Source organism: Streptomyces sp. NBC_00536 (genome assembly GCF_036346295.1).
In the GTDB taxonomy this organism is placed as follows: Bacteria; Actinomycetota; Actinomycetes; order Streptomycetales; family Streptomycetaceae; genus Streptomyces.
In genome coordinates this window covers 5,432,417-5,449,844 of sequence record NZ_CP107819.1, presented here as the reverse complement: position 1 = coordinate 5,449,844, position 17,428 = coordinate 5,432,417, and the positions used below count along the sequence as shown (strand labels likewise).

At 72.3% G+C, this 17,428-nt stretch carries 17 protein-coding genes and 2 tRNA genes; 7 read left to right on the top strand and 12 right to left on the bottom strand.

The genetic code is table 11. The features are described from left to right. Positions 1–60 precede the first annotated feature (60 nt). The 7 genes from OHS33_RS24345 to OHS33_RS24315 form a co-directional block, all read right to left on the bottom strand. Positions 61–1,047: a tetratricopeptide repeat protein gene (locus OHS33_RS24345; protein ID WP_330332529.1), complete on the bottom strand. Its 987-nt coding sequence runs from the start codon at positions 1,045–1,047 to the stop codon at positions 61–63. A gap of 102 nt (positions 1,048–1,149) precedes the next feature. Then, positions 1,150–2,532, bottom strand: a complete 1,383-nt coding sequence (locus OHS33_RS24340) for an HD-GYP domain-containing protein (RefSeq protein WP_330332528.1) — start codon at positions 2,530–2,532, stop codon at positions 1,150–1,152. After that, the gene (locus tag OHS33_RS24335; protein ID WP_330332527.1) at positions 2,529–4,061 is read right to left on the bottom strand and encodes an HD-GYP domain-containing protein; all 1,533 of its coding nucleotides are present in this window, start codon (positions 4,059–4,061) and stop codon (positions 2,529–2,531) included. Before OHS33_RS24335 ends, OHS33_RS24340 begins: the two co-directional genes overlap by 4 nt. 194 nt (positions 4,062–4,255) lie before the next feature. Beyond that, positions 4,256–4,567 carry a mycothiol system anti-sigma-R factor gene (rsrA, locus tag OHS33_RS24330; RefSeq protein ID WP_330332526.1) on the bottom strand — a complete coding sequence of 104 codons (312 nt, stop codon included), beginning with the start codon at positions 4,565–4,567 and terminating at the stop codon, positions 4,256–4,258. Beyond that, positions 4,564–5,208, bottom strand: a complete 645-nt coding sequence (locus tag OHS33_RS24325) for a sigma-70 family RNA polymerase sigma factor (RefSeq protein ID WP_330335181.1) — start codon at positions 5,206–5,208, stop codon at positions 4,564–4,566. Before OHS33_RS24325 ends, rsrA begins: the two co-directional genes overlap by 4 nt. A gap of 406 nt (positions 5,209–5,614) precedes the next feature. Next, positions 5,615–6,274: an alpha/beta hydrolase family protein gene (locus OHS33_RS24320; protein WP_330332525.1), complete on the bottom strand. Its 660-nt coding sequence runs from the start codon at positions 6,272–6,274 to the stop codon at positions 5,615–5,617. 56 nt (positions 6,275–6,330) lie between these two features. Beyond that, positions 6,331–7,155: an SOS response-associated peptidase gene (locus OHS33_RS24315; RefSeq protein WP_330332524.1), complete on the bottom strand. Its 825-nt coding sequence runs from the start codon at positions 7,153–7,155 to the stop codon at positions 6,331–6,333. Positions 7,156–7,208: 53 nt separating this feature from the next. Here OHS33_RS24315 and OHS33_RS24310 point away from each other — a divergent pair, with 53 nt between their 5' ends. From OHS33_RS24310 to OHS33_RS24295, 4 genes are all read left to right on the top strand, one after another. Continuing rightward, a complete protein-coding gene (locus OHS33_RS24310) occupies positions 7,209–7,925 on the top strand; it encodes a M50 family metallopeptidase (RefSeq protein WP_330332523.1) in 717 nt (238 codons plus the stop codon). 106 nt (positions 7,926–8,031) lie between these two features. Next, complete coding sequence (aroA, locus tag OHS33_RS24305) at positions 8,032–9,372, top strand: 3-phosphoshikimate 1-carboxyvinyltransferase (RefSeq protein ID WP_330332522.1); 1,341 nt, start codon at positions 8,032–8,034, stop codon at positions 9,370–9,372. A gap of 8 nt (positions 9,373–9,380) precedes the next feature. Beyond that, a complete protein-coding gene (gene rsgA / locus OHS33_RS24300; protein WP_330332521.1) occupies positions 9,381–10,391 on the top strand; it encodes a ribosome small subunit-dependent GTPase A in 1,011 nt (336 codons plus the stop codon). Positions 10,392–10,536: 145 nt separating this feature from the next. Next, complete coding sequence (locus OHS33_RS24295; RefSeq protein WP_330332520.1) at positions 10,537–10,860, top strand: DMT family transporter; 324 nt, start codon at positions 10,537–10,539, stop codon at positions 10,858–10,860. On the opposite strand, the gene OHS33_RS24290 is transcribed toward OHS33_RS24295, so the two are convergent. Further along, a complete protein-coding gene (locus OHS33_RS24290; protein WP_330332519.1) occupies positions 10,826–11,371 on the bottom strand; it encodes a TetR/AcrR family transcriptional regulator in 546 nt (181 codons plus the stop codon). The genes OHS33_RS24295 and OHS33_RS24290 overlap by 35 nt on opposite strands. A gap of 131 nt (positions 11,372–11,502) precedes the next feature. Between OHS33_RS24290 and hisN the strand changes: the two genes are divergently transcribed. Continuing rightward, positions 11,503–12,306: a histidinol-phosphatase gene (gene hisN, locus OHS33_RS24285; RefSeq protein WP_330332518.1), complete on the top strand. Its 804-nt coding sequence runs from the start codon at positions 11,503–11,505 to the stop codon at positions 12,304–12,306. Positions 12,307–12,427: 121 nt separating this feature from the next. Beyond that, on the top strand, positions 12,428–12,838 hold the full coding sequence (locus tag OHS33_RS24280) for a CBS domain-containing protein (protein WP_330335180.1): 411 nt from the start codon (positions 12,428–12,430) through the stop codon (positions 12,836–12,838). 92 nt (positions 12,839–12,930) lie between these two features. Here the strand turns inward: OHS33_RS24280 and OHS33_RS24275 are convergent, their stop codons facing one another. After that, positions 12,931–14,400: a catalase gene (locus tag OHS33_RS24275; RefSeq protein ID WP_330335179.1), complete on the bottom strand. Its 1,470-nt coding sequence runs from the start codon at positions 14,398–14,400 to the stop codon at positions 12,931–12,933. A gap of 131 nt (positions 14,401–14,531) precedes the next feature. On the opposite strand from OHS33_RS24275, the gene OHS33_RS24270 reads away from it, so the two are divergent. Then, complete coding sequence (locus tag OHS33_RS24270) at positions 14,532–14,951, top strand: Fur family transcriptional regulator (RefSeq protein WP_330332517.1); 420 nt, start codon at positions 14,532–14,534, stop codon at positions 14,949–14,951. A gap of 138 nt (positions 14,952–15,089) precedes the next feature. On the opposite strand, the gene OHS33_RS24265 is transcribed toward OHS33_RS24270, so the two are convergent. The 3 genes from OHS33_RS24265 to OHS33_RS24255 all read right to left on the bottom strand — a co-directional run bounded on the left by OHS33_RS24265 (position 15,090) and on the right by OHS33_RS24255 (position 17,407). Continuing rightward, positions 15,090–15,163: transfer RNA gene (locus OHS33_RS24265), tRNA-Met, on the bottom strand. A 46-nt stretch (positions 15,164–15,209) separates the two neighbouring features. Beyond that, positions 15,210–17,087 carry a tetratricopeptide repeat protein gene (locus OHS33_RS24260; protein WP_330332516.1) on the bottom strand — a complete coding sequence of 626 codons (1,878 nt, stop codon included), beginning with the start codon at positions 17,085–17,087 and terminating at the stop codon, positions 15,210–15,212. Between the two features lie 246 nt (positions 17,088–17,333). Next, positions 17,334–17,407, bottom strand: a tRNA-Met gene (locus OHS33_RS24255). Between the last annotated feature and the right edge of the window lie 21 nt (positions 17,408–17,428).

The window sequence follows — 17,428 nt, the reverse complement described above, 5'->3', positions numbered from 1 at the left end:
CGTACGCCTTCCCTAAGTCACCGGTGTGCCGGATGTGCCGGTACAGCCTACGGCCCTCGTTCAGCAGACTTCTTCGAGATCACGCCACTCGCGGCTGTCCGGGCTGTCGGCGACCCATCCGTCGAGCAGTCCGCGCACCAGTCCGGGCGGGGCCGCGATCCCGCATTCGCGCTCGGGCACCCACAGGGAACCGGAGCCGGTCGTCCGGTGGCCGAGCGGCCCGGGGTGCCCCGGCTCGCTGTGATCGTGCGGATCCAGCTGGTCGCCGTCGCCCTCCCCGCTCGGCATCTCGCTCTCCGAGCAGGTCCGGCACAGCAGCCGGACCGAGGAGGACCAGTCCTCGGCGGCGAAGCCCGCGTCCGAGGCCAGCTGCTCCAGGGCGTCGCGGTCGGCCTCGGTGGCCGCCTCCAGCAGCACCACCCAGGTCGGCACCGGCGAGGGCGCCCACAGCTCGATCTCGTCGAACACCGGGTAGGAGGGGCCGGCGGAGGTGACGCGCTCGCCGTGCGGGACCCCGTCGTGCAGGACGACCTCGCCCCAGCGCCGCCCCGAGGAGGGCAGCGGGATCGAGAGGACTTCCATCCGGGCCGGGTCCAGCCTGCGGCCCCAGACCACCTCGGCCTCGCCCTCGGGCGACAGCCGGACCGCCGCGCTGCCCAGCTCCATGCCGACGGGCTCACCGGATCCGGTGGCCTCCCCGGGCACCTTCAGCCCGTACGCCTGCCAGGCGCGGCGGGCCAGCGGCCAGTCCTGCAGGGCGGTGGCGGCGATGCCCACGTTCCACCAGTCGGGAGCGCCCGACTCGCGGTCCAGCAGGGCCACGGCGCGCAGCCCGGCGGCCCGCGCCTGCTCCCAGTCGTGCCGGAACTTGTGCAGCAGGGCCAGGTTGAACCAGGACTCGGACAGCCAGGGCTCCAGGTCCGCCGCCCTGGTGAGCAGCGCGCCCGCGTCCTCGTACCGACCGTCGCCGATCAGCGTGAACGCGCGGTCGGTGGCCTGCCGCCACGAGGCGGAGGGCCGATGCCGTACCTTCCCGAAGATCCTCACGATTCCCGCCTGCCGGTCCAACGATGCAACAGTGCAGCCTTGCGGACACTCTCACTTCGCATCCAACCATGCCCACGGATACGGCCGCTCATTACCCATGGGTTACCCAGGTCGGCCAGGTACAACTCTGGCACGTTCACCGCGGCCCCGCGCTTCCCGTTTCGGCCGCTCCAGGCGGGCACCATCCCGCCTCGAACTGTTCCGCCGCAAAACGTACGCGAGGCACTCGACGACCTCGGGATGGTGGTCGTGGCCCGTGCCGAGGCGCAGCTGCTCCAGGGCGGCCAGTGAGCCGCCCGGGTGACGGGCCCCGCCCACCAGGTCGTCGTAGGCGTTGGCGGTGCGCACGATGCGGGCCAGTACCGGCTGGTCACGGTAGGGATCGGCCTGCCGTTCGACGACGACGGCGACCTCGGCGGGCACTCCCGTCTGGCGGGCCACCTCGCCGCCCAGCGCGGCGATCCGGCGGGCCTCGGCGGGCGGCAGCGGGGCGGTGGCCCCGGCCGGGACCGGGTCGACCAGGGAGAGCTGCCCGATGTCGTGCATCAGGGCGGCGTACTCCAGCACGGTCAGCTCCCGCTCGGACAGACCCAGCTCCCGGCCGACGGCGCAGCTGAGGGCGGCGACCCGGCGGGCGTGCCCGGGCCGGGTGTACCCGGCGATCTCGGTGGCCCGGGCCAGTGAGGTGATCGTCTGCCGGTAGGTGGTGCGGATGGCGCCGATCCGGCGGAAGGACATCTGGGTGAGCAGCAGGGGCACGCTCAGGACGGGCAGCGCCCACAGCCCGGCGACCGCCACCCCCAGGGCCATCACCACGCCGGTGGCGCAGACCGCCGAGCCGATGCCGAGCAGGGCGCGCAGCTCGTCGCGGAGCAGCGGACCGTACGGCCATCCGGTCCGCAGGCCCGCGAGCGCGGCGGCGAGCACCGCGTCGCACAGGGCGGTGAGGCCCAGCAGGAAGAGCAGGAAGAGCACCAGGTACGGGCCCAGGCCGACCGTCTGGGCCAGTCGGCCGGAGTTGTAGAGGGGCTGGAAGCAGGCGGCGGCGAAGCTGACGGTGAGGACCCGGCGGGCGGCGTGGTCGACGGCGGGCCCGTGGCCGCGCACCACCTGCACGGCGATCCCGGCGAGGGCGGCCGCGACGACGACGGCGACGGTCTGGAGCACGCCGTGGTGGGTGGGCCGGCCCGCGTTCTGCCCGAGCAGGGCGTAGGCGAGGGCGGCGGCGGAGCCCAGGGGCGCGGGCTGGCGGTCCCCGGGGTGGAAGGACCCCGGGTGGAAGGGTCCGGCGTGGAAGGGCCCGGCCCTGAGGTACCCGGCCGGGGCGCGGGAGTCGCGCCGGGCGAGTTCGCCGATGGTGATGAGGATGCCGAAGGAGAGGGCGGCTCCGGGTTCGGTCACGCCGTTCCACAGGGTGTGGCCGAGGGCCACCACGGTCAGCGCGGCGGCGGCCGCGCGGACGGTCCAGGCTCCCCAGGCCCTCATCCGGTCCCCCCGGCGGCGGATGCGGCTCCGCCCGTCTCCGCGTCCGCTTCCGCGTCGGTGTGCGCATGCGTGTGGATGTTCGTGTGCGCGCGGGCCCCGCCGCCCTGGGCGGGCAGCCCCGAGAGCCCCGGCGGCCCCGGCGGTCCCGCCGGCTCCGGCGTCGGATCGGGGGCGGGTACGGGCGCGGACGCGGGTGCCGAGGCGGGGGCGGCCTGCGGGATCACCTGGAGGTCGTCGTCCGAGGTGACCACGGGACACCACCCGTGCCGGCCGATCGCGCGGACCAGCGCGCCCACCATGTCCGGGTCGAACTGGGCCCCGGCGCAGCGCTCCAGCTCGCCCAGCGCGGTCGGCACCGGCCGGGCCCGGCTGTAGGAGCGGGTCGAGGTCATCGCGTCGAAGGCGTCGGCCACCGCCACCACCCGGGCCAGCACCGGGATCTGTTCACCGGTCAGGCCGTAGGGGTAGCCGGAGCCGTCGACCCGCTCGTGGTGGTGCAGGATCGCGGCCCGTGCCTCGCCCAGGAAGCCGATGCCGCGGACCATCTCGTGCCCGTACTCGGGGTGGAGTTCGATGATCCGGCGCTCCTCCGGGGTCAGCGGGCCGTCTTTGCGCAGGATCCGGGTGGGCACGCCGAGTTTGCCGACGTCGTGCAGGATCCCGGCGATCCGGACCACTTCCAGGCGGTCCTCGGCCATGCCCAGTTCGCGGGCGATCATCGCGGAGGCCTGGCCGACGCGTTCGCTGTGGCCGCGCGTGTAGCGGTCCTTGATGTCGACGGCCTGGACGAGGGCGCGGATGGTGGCCCGGTGGGCCGCGCGTTCGCGGTGGTACTGGGCGAAGACCCAGCAGGAGATGTACATCGGCAGCAGGACCAGCAGCGCCGCGGGCAGGCCGTACGGGCTGCGCCACATCACGGCCATCATCAGTCCGGCCAGGCCGTGCACGCAGTGCGGGCCCAGCGACCGGGTGAGCAGCCCGCGCCAGGCGGTCGCCGCGGGCCGCCGCTCGGCGGTGGCCAGCACGCCCCCGTCGAGGGCGGTGAGCACCAGGCAGAACACGACGGCCGCGACGGCCGCCGGAAGCATGACGTAGGGGAAGTCCGCCACCCGGCCGGGCTCCCCCGGTCCGCCGAGCGCGGCGGGCCCGCCCAGCAGCCCGTGGGCGTGTCCCGCGGCCCAGGCCGCGAGCGCCTGCTGCGCCCCGTGCCACACCCGGCGCACCAGGGCGGGCCGCTGGACCACGGTCCCGGCGAGCGCGCCCGGCACCGCGACCAGCGCGGCGGCGGAGGGCGGCAGGAGGAGGACGGCGGCCAGGACGACCGGGAAGAAGGATCCGATGCCCTCGGGCACCCGCTCGCCGAAGGGCGGGCAGACCTTCACCAGCTCACAGGCGAGGTAGAGCCCGCCGAGCGTGGCGACGGCGGCCCAGGGCGTACCGGGGCGCAGCAGCGCGGGCAGGACACAGGCCAGCGCACCGAGGACGGCACAGAGGATGTAGGCGCGCGCCCCCGGCGGAAGTACCCGCATGGCGCTCTCCTCCCCCGGTGCCTTGGCCTGGTACGGAATCAAACCAGTACCGGAAGGGGAGAATAGGTGGGGCCCGCGCGCAGCGGGCTGCTTTTTCGCGTTGGGCTGTCCGGGCGCCCCTGGATTAGCACCTTCGGGTGAACGAAGTTTCTTTCCAGGGGCGGCCGTTCAATAAGCGACGAACCCGTAAATGATCAGCCGGTGGCGGGGCTCGCCGGCCCCGCGGTGACGTCGTGATCGGGTACGGCCTGTCCCGAGCGGATCAGTTCGATCCGGCCCATCACCTTGGAGCGCAGGTCCTGCGGGACGTCGTCCGACCCGCAGCAGCGCTTGACCAGCTTCTTCACGGCCTGTTCGAGGCCGTACTTCTCCAGGCAGGGATTGCACTCGCCGAAGTGCGTCTCGAACTTCGTGCAGTCGCTGTCCGGCATCTCGCGGTCCAGGAACTCATACAAGTGGTCCAGGACCTCAGAGCACTCCGTCTCGTGCGGATCTCCGCAGCTCATGAGCCCGAGCCTTTCCGGTCGTTCGACTCTCCCGCGCCGGCGGGGACCAGCCCGCGCTCACGGGCGTAGTCCTCCAGCATTCCGCGGAGTTGGCGGCGCCCGCGGTGCAGTCGCGACATGACCGTACCGATGGGTGTACCCATGATGTCCGCGATCTCCTTGTAGGCAAAGCCCTCTACGTCGGCGAGATAGACGGCAATGCGGAACTCCTCCGGAATGGCCTGGAGTGCTTCCTTCACGTCCGAATCGGGCAGGTGATCGAGAGCCTGCGATTCTGCGGAACGCAAACCCGTCGACATGTGCGACTCGGCGCGCGCCAGCTGCCAGTCCTCGATCTCCTCCGCCGCACTGCGCTGGGGTTCGCGCTGCTTCTTGCGGTAAGAGTTGATGAAGGTGTTCGTCAGAATGCGGTAGAGCCACGCCTTGAGGTTGGTGCCCTCGCGGAACTGGTGGAAGGACGCGTACGCCTTCGCGTACGTCTCCTGGACCAGGTCCTCGGCGTCGGCCGGATTGCGCGTCATGCGCAGCGCGGCCGAGTACATCTGGTCGAGGTAGCCGAGGGCGTCCCGCTCGAAGCGCGCATTGCGCTCCGGGGTCGTCTCCTCCGCCTGGCCTTCGTCGGTCCCAGCGACAGGACCCACCTCCTCCGACAGCGTGGCGGCTCCGAAAGCGGACCCGCTCGAATCGGAGAATAGTCGACCTTCCCGGCCATCCGCCGCCCGAAGGGCGCCGTGCCTGGACCCGGGCAGCACCGTCCACTCCAGGCCACTGGCGGCCTGCGGACGGTTCTGACTGATGACCTGGGTCATGCGCTCCCTCTCCTCGGCGAGTTCCCGTACGTTCCGACATCCCGCACAACAGCGGGGCCGGGGCACGGCATTCCCCGCCGCCCGGGCAGTTTCCCCGGGGCGCCGCAAAGGCCGGAAAGCGAGGTGCGTCACACGCTCCGGGAATATGTCAGGTCCTCCCTGAAACAGCTCCCGGAAAGATCTCCGAGCGGCCTCCGAGCGGATCACCGGACGGATCACCGGAGGGCTCACTGAGGGCTCAAAGGGGCAATTCCAGGAGCCAGCCCGCCACCGCGTCCGTGATCACCTCGAGGGCCTCCTCCTGGGTGGTCTCCGCCCGCTTCGGCACGGCGAAGCCGTGGTCCGCGTACGCCACCTCCACCAGGCGGTACGTGTCCCCCGCGCCCGGAACCGGGAACTCCGCGGGCCCCCCGAAGGGGTCCCGGCCGCCCTGTACCACCAGGGTCGGACTCCCGGCTTCCACCAGTTCCGCCAGCCGGGTCTTCTCGGGCCGGCCCGGCGGATGCAGCGGGAAGGCCAGCGCCAGCACCCCGGCCGCCCCCAGCTCGGCGGCGGTCCGGCAGGCCACCCGGGCCCCCGCGCTGCGCCCGCCCGCGACCACCGGCAGGCCCGGCTCCGCCAGCGCGGGCCACAGCGCCCGCCAGCCCGTGTCCAGCACCTTGGGCGCGGCCGCCACCTTCTTCCCGGCCACCCGCCAGGGCTGCTCCACCAGGGCGACGGTGATCCCCCGCGGGGGCAGGGCGGCGGCCAGCGCGGCCAGGTCCCGGGCTTCGATCCCGCCGCCCGCGCCGTGGCTGACGGCCAGCACCAGCCGCGGGTCCGCGGCGCGGTGCCAGGTGATCCGGGCCTCGCCCGCCGGGGTCCCGACGCTCTGGACGTGCGGTGTGCGCGTGGTCATGCCCCCCATCCTGCGGGACGCCCGGCCGCAGACCGGTCACCACACCGGTCACCGCGTCAGAACAGCGTGGCTTCCTCGGGCGCCTCCAGCTCGGTCAGCAGTTCGGGGCCGTTGTTGCGGACGTTGCTGACCGAGGTGGAGACCGGGTAGGCCCGCATCAGCCCGCCCGGCGGCGGCTCCAGCAGGGCCCGCAGCTCGGCCTCGTCGGTGCGCGCCGGGTCGAGCCAGGCGTCCCAGCGGTCCGGGGTCAGCATCAGCGGCATCCGGGGGTGGATCTCGGAGAGCGAACGCGGGCCGCCTGCGGAGGCGTCGGGCGCCCCCGCCAGCGGGCCGGTCTCGGCCTCGGCGGTGATCACCGAGCAGGTGGCCCACCAGGCGAGCGGGTGGTCGTCGGGCAGGGTCCGGTCGCGCCAGAACTCGTATATTCCGGCCATCGCGAAGACCGAGCCGTCGGAGGGGAGGACGAAGTACGGCTGTTTGCGGGCCCGCTTCTTCTTCCCCTCGACCTCCAGCTCCCGCTCGTCGTGGGCGGTGACCCACTCGTAGTAGCCGTCGGCCGGGACGATGCAGCGCTGCCGCGCGAAGGGGCGGCGGAAGGAGGGCTTCTCGTGCAGGGTCTCGGACCGGGCGTTGATCATCCGGGCGGCGCCCTCGGGGCTCTTGGCCCAGGACGGGACCAGTCCCCACTTCAGGACGCGCAGCTGGCGAACCGGACGCCGCTCGGGCGCGTCTTTCAGTGGACGGTCGAGGACGACGAGGACCTCTTTCGTCGGTGCGACGTTCCAGTCCGGAGCCAGGGCCTCCGCGGGCTCCCACCGCTCCACGCCGAACACACCCGCCAGATCCTCTGGCCCACGACTCGCTGCAAACCGTCCGCACATGGCTGCCAGACTGCCATGACACCCGATCGCCACCGCAAGGAGCCAGCCAGGTTATGGACAGCAGCAACTCGGCGGCCGGCCTGTGGGACCGGCTCTCCGGCATACAGACCGCGCCCGCGCTCTGGCTGGTGATCGTCACGGCCGTCGTCGCGCTGGCGGCGGTGGTGCCCCGCCCGCTCTGGCTGCTCTCCCGCAATGCCGTGACCATCGCGCACGAGGGCGGCCACGGGCTGGTCGCGGTGCTCACCGGGCGCAGGCTCGACGGGATCCGGCTGCACTCGGACACCAGCGGGCTCACCGTGAGCCGGGGCAGGCCGAGCGGGATCGGGATGATCCTGACGGCCGCCGCCGGGTACACCGCGCCGTCCCTGCTGGGGCTCGGCGGGGCCTGGCTGCTGGCCGCGCACCGGATCACCCTGCTGCTGTGGGTGGCCACCGCGCTGCTCCTGGTGATGCTGGTGATGATCCGCAACGCGTACGGGGTGCTGACGGTGTTCCTCTCCGGCGGGGCGTTCCTGCTGGTGTCCTGGCTGGCCCCGGCCGAGGTGCAGGCGGCGTTCGCCTACGGAGTGGTGTGGTTCCTGCTGCTGGGCGGCGTACGTCCGGTCTTCGAGCTGCAGCACAAGCGGCGCGGCGGCGGGGCGCCGGATTCCGACGCGGACCAGCTCGGGCGGCTCACCCATGTGCACCCGGTGATGTGGCTGTTCCTCTTCCACGCCGTCTCGCTGTGCTCGCTGATCGGCGGCGGGCGCTGGCTGCTGGACCTGTGAGCCCCGGCGCGCGGATCGTCCGTACGGGCGCCCGCCCCGCGCCCGTGTACCCGGACCTGCCCCTGATCAAGATCTGGGTCGCGCCCGACCAACTAAAGTGAGGGCCATGACCGACACCCCCGCGCCGTCCGCCCTCTGGCCCGCCCCGCCCGCCGACGGGCCCGTCCGGGCCACCGTCACCGTTCCCGGGTCCAAATCGGTCACCAACCGGGCCCTGGTGCTGGCCGCCCTCTCGGCCGAGCCCGGCTGGGTGCGCCGGCCGCTGCGGTCGCGGGATTCCCAGCTGATGGCGGACTCGCTGCGGGCGATGGGCGTGGGCATCGAGGAAACGGTCTCCTCCAGCTCCGCCGGTGACAGCGAGACCGGCGAGGCCTGGCGGATCATCCCCGCCGCCCTGCACGGCCCCGCGACGGTGGACGTGGGCAACGCGGGCACGGTCATGCGCTTCCTGCCGCCCGTCGCCACCCTGGCCGCGGGCGACATCCGCTTCGACGGCGACCCGCGGTCCTACGAACGTCCGCTCGGCGAGGTCATCAACGCGCTGCGCACCCTGGGGGCCCGGATCGACGACGACGGCCGGGGCGCGCTGCCCCTGACCGTCCACGGCGGGGGCGCCCTGGAGGGCGGCACCGTCGAGATCGACGCCAGCAACTCCTCGCAGTTCGTCTCCGCGCTGCTGCTCTCCGCGCCGCGGTTCAACCAGGGCGTCGAGGTCCGGCACGTGGGCGGCAACCTGCCGTCGATGCCGCACATCCGGATGACGGTGGAGATGCTGCGCGCGGCAGGCGCCCAGGTGGACACCCCCGAGTCGGGCGGCGAGAAGAACGTGTGGCGGGTGACGCCCGGCGCGCTGCTGGGCCGCGACATGGTCGTCGAGCCGGACCTGTCGAACGCGCAGCCCTTCATGGCGGCCGCGCTGATCACCGGCGGCACGGTGACCATCCCCGACTGGCCCCGGCGCACCACCCAGCCCGGTGACGCGCTGCGCGCGATCTTCACCGAGATGGGCGGCTCGTGCGAGCTGACCGACGCGGGGCTGGTGTTCACCGGCACCGGCAAGATCCACGGCATCGACGTGGACCTCGGTGACGTCGGCGAGCTGACCCCGGGTGTCGCGGCGGTGGCCGCGCTGGCCGACTCCGAGTCGGTCCTGCGCGGGGTGCAGCACCTGCGGATGCACGAGACGGACCGGCTGGCCGCCCTGACGGCGGAGATCAACGGGCTGGGCGGCGAGGTCACCGAGACCGCCGACGGTCTGCACATCCGCCCGCGCCCGCTGCGCGGCGGGACCTTCCACACCTACGACGACCACCGGATGGCCACCGCGGGCGCGGTGATCGGCCTCGCGGTGCCGGGCGTGATGATCGAGAACGTGGCGACGACGGCGAAGACGCTGCCGGACTTCCCGCGGATGTGGGCAGAGATGTTGTCGGGAGCGGGAGCGTAGGGACCGTCATGCGCAGGTACGGCAAGAACACCGACGAGGACGACATCCGCCAGCGGCCCAACCCCAAGGGCAACCGGCCGCGGACCAACATCCGCCCCAAGCACGAGGACGCCGCCGAGGGTTTCGTCCTCACCGTGGACCGGGGCCGGCTGACCTGCCTGGTCGACGGCCGCACGATCCACGCGATGAAGTCCCGCGAACTGGGCCGCAAGGCCGCGGTGGTCGGCGACCGGGTCTGGATCGTCGGTGACCTGACGGGCAAGAAGGACACCCTGGCGCGGATCGTGCGCATCGAGGAGCGCAAGTCGGTGCTGCGCCGCACCGCCGACGACGACGATCCGTACGAGCGGGTGGTCGTCGCCAATGCCGACCAGCTGGCCATCGTGACCGCGCTGGCCGACCCGGAGCCGCGGCCCCGGATGATCGACCGCTGTCTCGTGGCGGCGTACGACGCGGGGCTCGAACCCCTGCTGGTGCTCACGAAGTCCGACCTGACCTCGGCGGACAAGATCCTGGAGATCTACTCCACCTTCGGGCTGAACTACGTGGTGACCAACCGCGAGGAGCTGGCGACCGGGGACGCGGCCGAGCGGGTGCGCGAGCGGCTGAACGGGCGGATCACCGCCTTCGTCGGCCATTCGGGCGTCGGCAAGACCACCCTGGTGAACTCGCTGGTCGCCGAGGGCCGCCAGCGCGCCACCGGTGTGGTGAACGCGGTGACCGGCCGCGGCCGGCACACCACCACCTCGGCGCTCGCGCTGCCGCTGCCGGGCGGGGACGGCTGGGTCATCGACACCCCGGGCGTGCGCTCCTTCGGCCTGCACCACGTGGATCCGTCCCGGGTGATCCTGGCCTTCCCGGAGCTGGTGCCGGGGACCGAGGGCTGCCCGCGCGCGTGCAGTCACGACGAGGCGGACTGTGCGCTGGACCGCTGGGTGGAGGACGGTCACGCGGATCCGGCGCGGCTGTATTCGCTGCGGCGGCTGCTGCAGACGCGGGAGCGCCGCGAGGGCGACTGACCGGCGGCCGACCGGCGGTGGCCGACCGTGCTTGATCGTGGTTGATCGTCCGGCGGGGTTTGCCGGTGGTCATGTCTGGTAAATGCATAATCGCACCAAGTGGCGCCGGCCTGAGCCGGGCCGCACCAGCGCGGGGAGGCATTCGATGGCGTGGCTGCTCGTCGTGGTCGCGGGAATCCTGGAGACCGGTTTCGCGGTCTGCCTCAAGCTGTCCCACGGGTTCACCCGACTGTGGCCGACCATCGCCTTCGCGTGCTTCGCGCTGGGCAGCTTCGGTCTGCTCACCCTGGCCCTGAAGAAGCTCGATATCGGCCCGGCCTACGCGGTCTGGACGGGCATCGGCGCGGCCGGCACCGCCATCTACGGCATGATCTTCCTGGGCGACCTGGTCTCCACCCTCAAGCTCGTCTCGATCTCCCTGGTCATCCTCGGCGTCATCGGTCTCCAGCTGTCCGGTTCGACGCACTGAGTCCCAGCCCGAGCAGGTCCCCCATCGGGGAGTCCCCCGCGGGCGCGACCACGTAGGACAGGGCGAGGCGGACGACCAGCTCGCAGCGGTACGGGCTCCACTCCCCCGGTGCCAGTGCGGCGGCCGCCCGGTCGCGGACCGCCCGGGTGAGTTCCTCCGGGCGCGGCCCGGGCACGAGCAGCGGGAGCCGGGCGTCCCAGCAGCCGGTGAGCAGCGCCCGTAACAGCGGGTGCGCGCGGGCCGTCCGTACGGTCCAGTCCGCCAGCTCCGCCATCCGCTCGCGGGCGCCCTCCTCGGCGCCGAGGACGCGGTCCACTCCGGCGAGGTAGCGGTCTGTCTCGCGGCGGACCAGGGCCCGGCCGAGGCCGTCCTTGCCGCCGAACTCGTTGTAGAGGGTCTGCCGGGACACCCCGGCCGCGGCGGCCACCTCGACCATCCGCACCACGGGCCACGGGCGCGCCGCGAGGGCCGCTCCCGCCGCTTCCAGCAAGGACTCCCGCGCCAACGGCATCTTCGCCTCCGCTCGTCTGTCCGCCAGGGTTGACGCGTGCGGAGGCCCTGTCAAGAGTGGCCGTCGGCCGTCATCAGGCCTGATCGTGGACACCGTTGGTCCGGCCGATCCGATCTCGATACTGTTCGGCCATGCCCGAGTATGACGATGATCTGCGCCTTGCCCACGAGCTTGCCGACGCCGCCGACGTGGCCACGATGGCCCGCTTCCAGGCCCTTGACCTGAAGGTCGAGACCAAGCCCGACATGACTCCGGTGAGCGAGGCCGACAAGGCCGCGGAGGAGCTGATCCGCGCGGGCATCCTGGCCGCGCGGCCCGACGACGCGATCCTCGGCGAGGAGTACGGGGTCGAGGGCACGGGCCCGCGGCGCTGGGTCGTCGACCCCATCGACGGGACGAAGAACTACGTGCGCGGGGTCCCGGTGTGGGCCACGCTGATCTCCCTGATGGTGGAGGGCGCGGACGGCACCTGGCGGCCGGTGGTCGGCGTGGTGTCGGCGCCCGCGCTGGGCCGCCGCTGGTGGGCCGCCGAGGGCGGGGGCGCGTACACGGGACGCGGGCCGTCGGACGCGACCCGGATCGGGGTCTCCAAGGTGGGCGCCCTGGCGGACGCCTCCTTCTCCTACGCCTCGCTGGGCGGCTGGGAGGAGCGCGGGCTGCTGCCCGGTTTCCTGGACCTGACCCGCGCGGTGTGGCGGACCCGGGCGTACGGGGACTTCTGGCCGTACATGCTCGTGGCCGAGGGCGCGGTGGACATCTGTGCGGAGCCGGAGCTGTCCCTGTGGGACATGGCGGCGAACGCGATCGTCGTGCAGGAGGCCGGGGGCCGATTCACCGGCCTGGACGGGGTCGACGGGGTGCACGGCGGGAACGCGGCGGCGTCCAATGGCGTATTGCACGATGAGCTGCTCGGGTACTTGCGCCCGCGCGACTGAGTGCGCCCTCTTGATGACACTCCGTGTCCATGGGAATCTGGGGCTCCTCCGCTTGTGGGTTTGTGAACCGAGTTCGCGACCGGGCGGGGGGTCTCACTCCTAGGAGGTGGCTGTCTTCATGATGCTTGTCCGTGACGCCATGAGCACCCTGATCCTCACTCTCGGTCCCACCCACACCCTCCGGCAGGCCGCGTGCCTGATGTCCGGCCGGCACGTCGGCGCGGCGGTCGTCCTCGATCCGGAACACAGCGGCATCGGCATCCTGACCGAACGTGACATCCTCAACTCGATCGGCGCGGGACACGATCCCGACCGCGAGATCCTGAGCGCGCACGCCACCACCGACGTGGTGTTCTGCACTCCGGACGCCACGCTCAACGAAGCCGCCGAGGCCATGGTCCGCGGCGGCTTCCGGCATCTGATCGTGCTGGAGGACGGCGGCCCGGTGGGCATCGTGTCCGTGCGCGACATCATCCGGTGCTGGCTGCCGCAGCGGCGTACGATCCTGCCCTCGCCGTCCCCCTTGCGCTGAGACGCGCCGAAACACACGGAAATGCACCGAAAGCCGACGGGCCGGAACCCCCGTGGGGGTTCCGGCCCGTCGGCTCACGACAAGCGATCCGGTCAGCCGCGAAGGGCCTGGACCGCGGCCTCCAGCCGCTTGCCGAAGTCGCCGTCCGCCTGGCGGAAGTTGTTGATCGCGCGCTCGGCGATGTCGTCACGGGAGACCTTGGCGATGAAGCCGGCCAGGTTCTCGATCAGACGGGACTTCTCGTCCTCCGAGTACAGGCGGTACAGGTTGCCCGCCTGGACGAAGTCCGTGTCCTCGCTGTGCACCGCGGCGGCGTGGTTGCCCGTGCCACCGGTCACGTCGATCGGCTGCCACAGCGGGCGGTCCGTCTGGTTCGGGCCGCCGAAGCTGTTCGGCTCGTAGTTCTTCGCACCCTTGTGGCGGCCGTCGTACAGGTGGCCGTCACGGGAGTTGGTGCGCGCCTCGGTGGCGTGCGGGCGGTTCACCGGCAGGTGGTCGGCGTTGATGCCGACGCGGTAGCGGTGGGCGTCGCCGTAGCCGAAGAGACGGCCCTGGAGCATCTTGTCCGGGGACGGACCGATACCGGGGACGAAGTGCGCCGGGGAGAAGATGGACTGCTCGACCTCGGCGAAGACGTTCTCCGGGTTGCGGTTGAGCTCCAGCTTGCCGATCTCGATCGGCGGGTAGTCCTCGTGCGGCCACACCTTCGTGAGGTCGAACGGGTTGAAGCGGTACTCCGCCGCCTCGGCCGCGGGCATGATCTGGACCTGCACGGTCCAGGCCGGGAAGTCGCCGCGCTCGATCGACTCGCGCAGGTCGCGCTGGTGCGAGTCCGGGTCCTCGCCCGCGAGGACGTTGGCCTCGGCCTGGGTGAGGTTCTTGATGCCCTGGTCGGTCTTGAAGTGGTACTTGACCCAGAAGACCTCGCCGGCCTCGTTGTTCCACTGGAACGTGTGCGAGCCGTAGCCGTTCATGTGGCGGTAGGACGCCGGAATGCCGCGGTCACCGAACAGCCAGGTCACCTGGTGGGTCGACTCGGGCGACAGGCCCCAGAAGTCCCAGACGTTGTCGGCCTCCTGCGAGCCCGTGTACGGGTCGCGCTTCTGGGTGTGGATGAAGTCCGGGAACTTGATGGCGTCCTTGATGAAGAACACCGGGGTGTTGTTGCCGACGAGGTCGTAGTTGCCCTCTTCGGTGTAGAACTTCAGCGCCCAGCCGCGGGGGTCGCGCACCGCGTCGGCGCTGCCGAGGTTGCCCGCGACGGTGGAGAAGCGCAGGAAGGTCTCGGTCTGCTTGCCGACCTCGGACAGGAACTTCGCCCGGGTCCACTGCGAGACGTCACGGGTGAGCGTGAAGGTGCCGTAGGCGCCGGCGCCACGGGCGTGCACGACGCGCTCCGGGATGCGCTCACGGTTGAAGTGCGCGAGCTTTTCGAGCAGCAGCTGGTCCTGAACCAGGACGGGGCCGCCGACGCCCGCGGTCTCGCTGTTCTGGTTGTCGGCGACCGGAGCCCCGGCCTCCGTGGTGAGCGGTCCCTGCGTCACGTGCGCCTCCTGCGTCATTTCCTGCAAGTCCTGTCCTTGGCGTTTGCCGTGACCGATCCTACGATGGACTTTGTCTAAGTCAAGTAAGCATCCAAGTCCACACTGATTCGGGATCTACACCGAGTCACCTCGCTGTTAGGCTGGCGTCTATGAGTGACCTGCTGGAGAGACTTCGTGGACGCGGCTGGCGCATGACGGCCCAGCGGCGCGTCGTGGCCGAGGTGCTCGATGGTGACCACGTTCACCTGACGGCGGACGAGGTGCACTCGCGTGCCGTGGCCAAACTCCCGGAGATTTCCCGGGCGACGGTCTACAACACGCTGGGCGAACTCGTCACTCTGGGTGAAGTCCTGGAGGTGTCCACGGACCACCGGCGCGCCAAGCGCTACGACCCCAACGCGCACCGCCCCCACCAGCACCTGGTCTGCGCCCAGTGCGGCGCGATCCGCGACGTCTTCCCGGCGGGCAACCCGCTCGCCGACCTGCCCGACACCGAGCGCTTCGGCTTCGCCGTCTCGGCGGTCGAGGTGACCTACCGGGGCATCTGCCCGAACTGCGCGGGCGCGTAGCGCCTCCGGCGGCACGTACGGATGAAGGGCCGGGGTCACGACCCCGGCCCTTCTCCATGGGCTCTTCTTTTTGCACCCTGCGCAGACGGAAACGACCGAAGGCCCGGATCCAGGGGATCCGGGCCTTCGGTCATTCAGTAGCGGGGACAGGATTTGAACCTGCGACCTCTGGGTTATGAGCCCAGCGAGCTACCGAGCTGCTCCACCCCGCGTCGGTAAACCTGACTCTACGCGAAGGTCACCTGCAGGAGCAAATCACTAGGCGGACAGCTCCTCGGCCAGCGCCTCCCGCAGGCGCGCGGCCCGCTCGGAGACCTCCGCCGGGCCCAGCTCCATGGCCCGCGCGCACCACTTCTGCCCCTCGGCCAGGTCCCCGTGCCGCGCGGCGAACAGCCCCAGCCGCAGCGCCGCGCGCCCGTGCCCCGCCACCGCGGCCCGGGTCCACCACAGGGCGGCCTCGGGCTCGCTGCCCTCGCGGGCCAGCAGCACCCCGAGGTTGAAGGCACCGTTGCGGGAACCGGCTTCCGCCGCCTCCCGGTACCAGCGCGCCGCCGCCGCCATGTCACCGCGCCCGGCGGCCAGCATGCCCACCCGGACCTGGGCCCGGCGGTGGCCCTCCTCGGCCGCCCGCTCGTACCACTCCTCGCTCTCGGACTTCGGCGCCCCGCCGACCGGCTCGCCCAGCGCCACCGGCTCCGGCGGCGGAGCCAGCGATTCCAGCAGCGCGGCCAGCCGGAACGCGGCCTCGGCGCTGCCGCCGCCCGCCGCGCAGCGCAGGTGCCGCTCGGCCGCGCGCTCCTCGCCGTCGCGGACCAGGGCGATGCCGACCTGCAGGGCCGCGTCCGTGTGACCGGCCGAGGCCGCCCGCTCGTACCACTTGAGCGCCGTACGGTCGTCGTCGCGGCTGGCGAAGAGGATGCCCAGGTTGAAGGCGGCGTCCACACTGCCCGCCTCGGCCGCCTTGGAGAACCACGGCTCGGCTCCGGCCGCGTCCCCGACCTGGAGCAGCAGGATGGCGAGCGCGTTGGCCGCCTCGCGGTGCCCGGCATAGGCGGCGCGGCGGTACCACTGCTCGGCCTGCGCGGTCCGGTCCTGCGCCGCGCACAGCAGGGCGAGGTTGTACGCCCCGTTCTGGTCGCCCGCGTCCATGGCGGCCCGGTACCAGCGCTCCGCCGTCTGGGTCTCCCCGCGGGCGGCGTGCAGCGCGCCCAGCGCGTTGGCGGCGTTGCCGTCGCCGTCCTGGGCGGCCCGGAGCCACCAGGTGACGGCGCTGTCCTCGTCCCCGGCGTCGCGCAGCAGGAAGCCGAGGGCGCAGGCGGCCCGCGCCTCGCCCTGCTTGGCGGAGCTGAGGTACCAGCGGCCGGCCTCCTTCAGCTCCCCGCGCGCCTCCAGCAGGGCGCCCAGGTGCAGCGCGGCGCGCCGGTGCCCGCGCGCGGCGGACTGGCGGTACCACTGCTCGGCCTCGGCGGGCTCGCGGCGGCGCAGCAGCCGGGCGAGCCGGTAGGCGGCCTCGCGGTGTCCCTGTTCGGCGGCGGCGCGCAGCCAGCGCTCGGCTCCGCCGTCCCCGCGGTGCTCCAGCAGGTCGGCGAGGCCGTAGGCGCCGAGGGCGTGGCCGGATTCCGCCGCCTGGCGCAGCCAGTACTCGGCGGCGGGCTCGTCGCCCCGCTCGCGGTAGTGCCGGCCCAGCGCGTGGGCGGCGGGCGCGGATCCGGCGACGGCGGCGACCCGCCACCAGCCGGCCGCGTCCTCGGGGTAGCCGCGCTGGTGGAGGAGGACGCCGAGGTTGTTGGCGGCCGCGCGGTCTCCCGCGGCGGTGGCTCCGCGCAGGTACGGCTCGGCTCCGGCGAGGTCGCCGCGGCGCAGCAGCAGCGCCCCGAGCACGCTCATGGCGCCGGGGTCGCCCTTGTCGGCGGCGCCGCGGTGCCGGGCTTCCAGCTCGGCATCGCTCGCCGCGTCGGCCTCGGCTCCGTCGAAGACCTCGTCGGTGCGGTACGTGTTCCGCCGGTCCGCATCGGTCCGTGCGGGGTCGGCGCTCACCACTGCGGCCGGTTCACCGGCTCCTGTGCCCGTTTCGGCCTCCGCCCTCACAAACCGCCCTGTCTCCAGCAGAGTTGACCTGTCCCCCATAAATCCCATCGTCGCATCACCTGCTACCCGCGTACACCTGGTATGTCGCAGCCAGTGAGGTCACTAGAGGTCACTACAGCGCTTTGTCGACTTGCCCGCAGTGGGACAAGTCAAACACGCTCCCGCCCCAACTCACCCACCCCAGCTACCGCGTGGCGTGTCCCGCGTATGCCGCGGGCACGGGTCGCCGCGGTGCGACCGCGGATCGGGCATGACGAAGGCCCGGATCCCATGGATCCGGGCCTTCGTCTTCAGTAGCGGGGACAGGATTTGAACCTGCGACCTCTGGGTTATGAGCCCAGCGAGCTACCGAGCTGCTCCACCCCGCGTCGGTAAAACCACAGTACCAC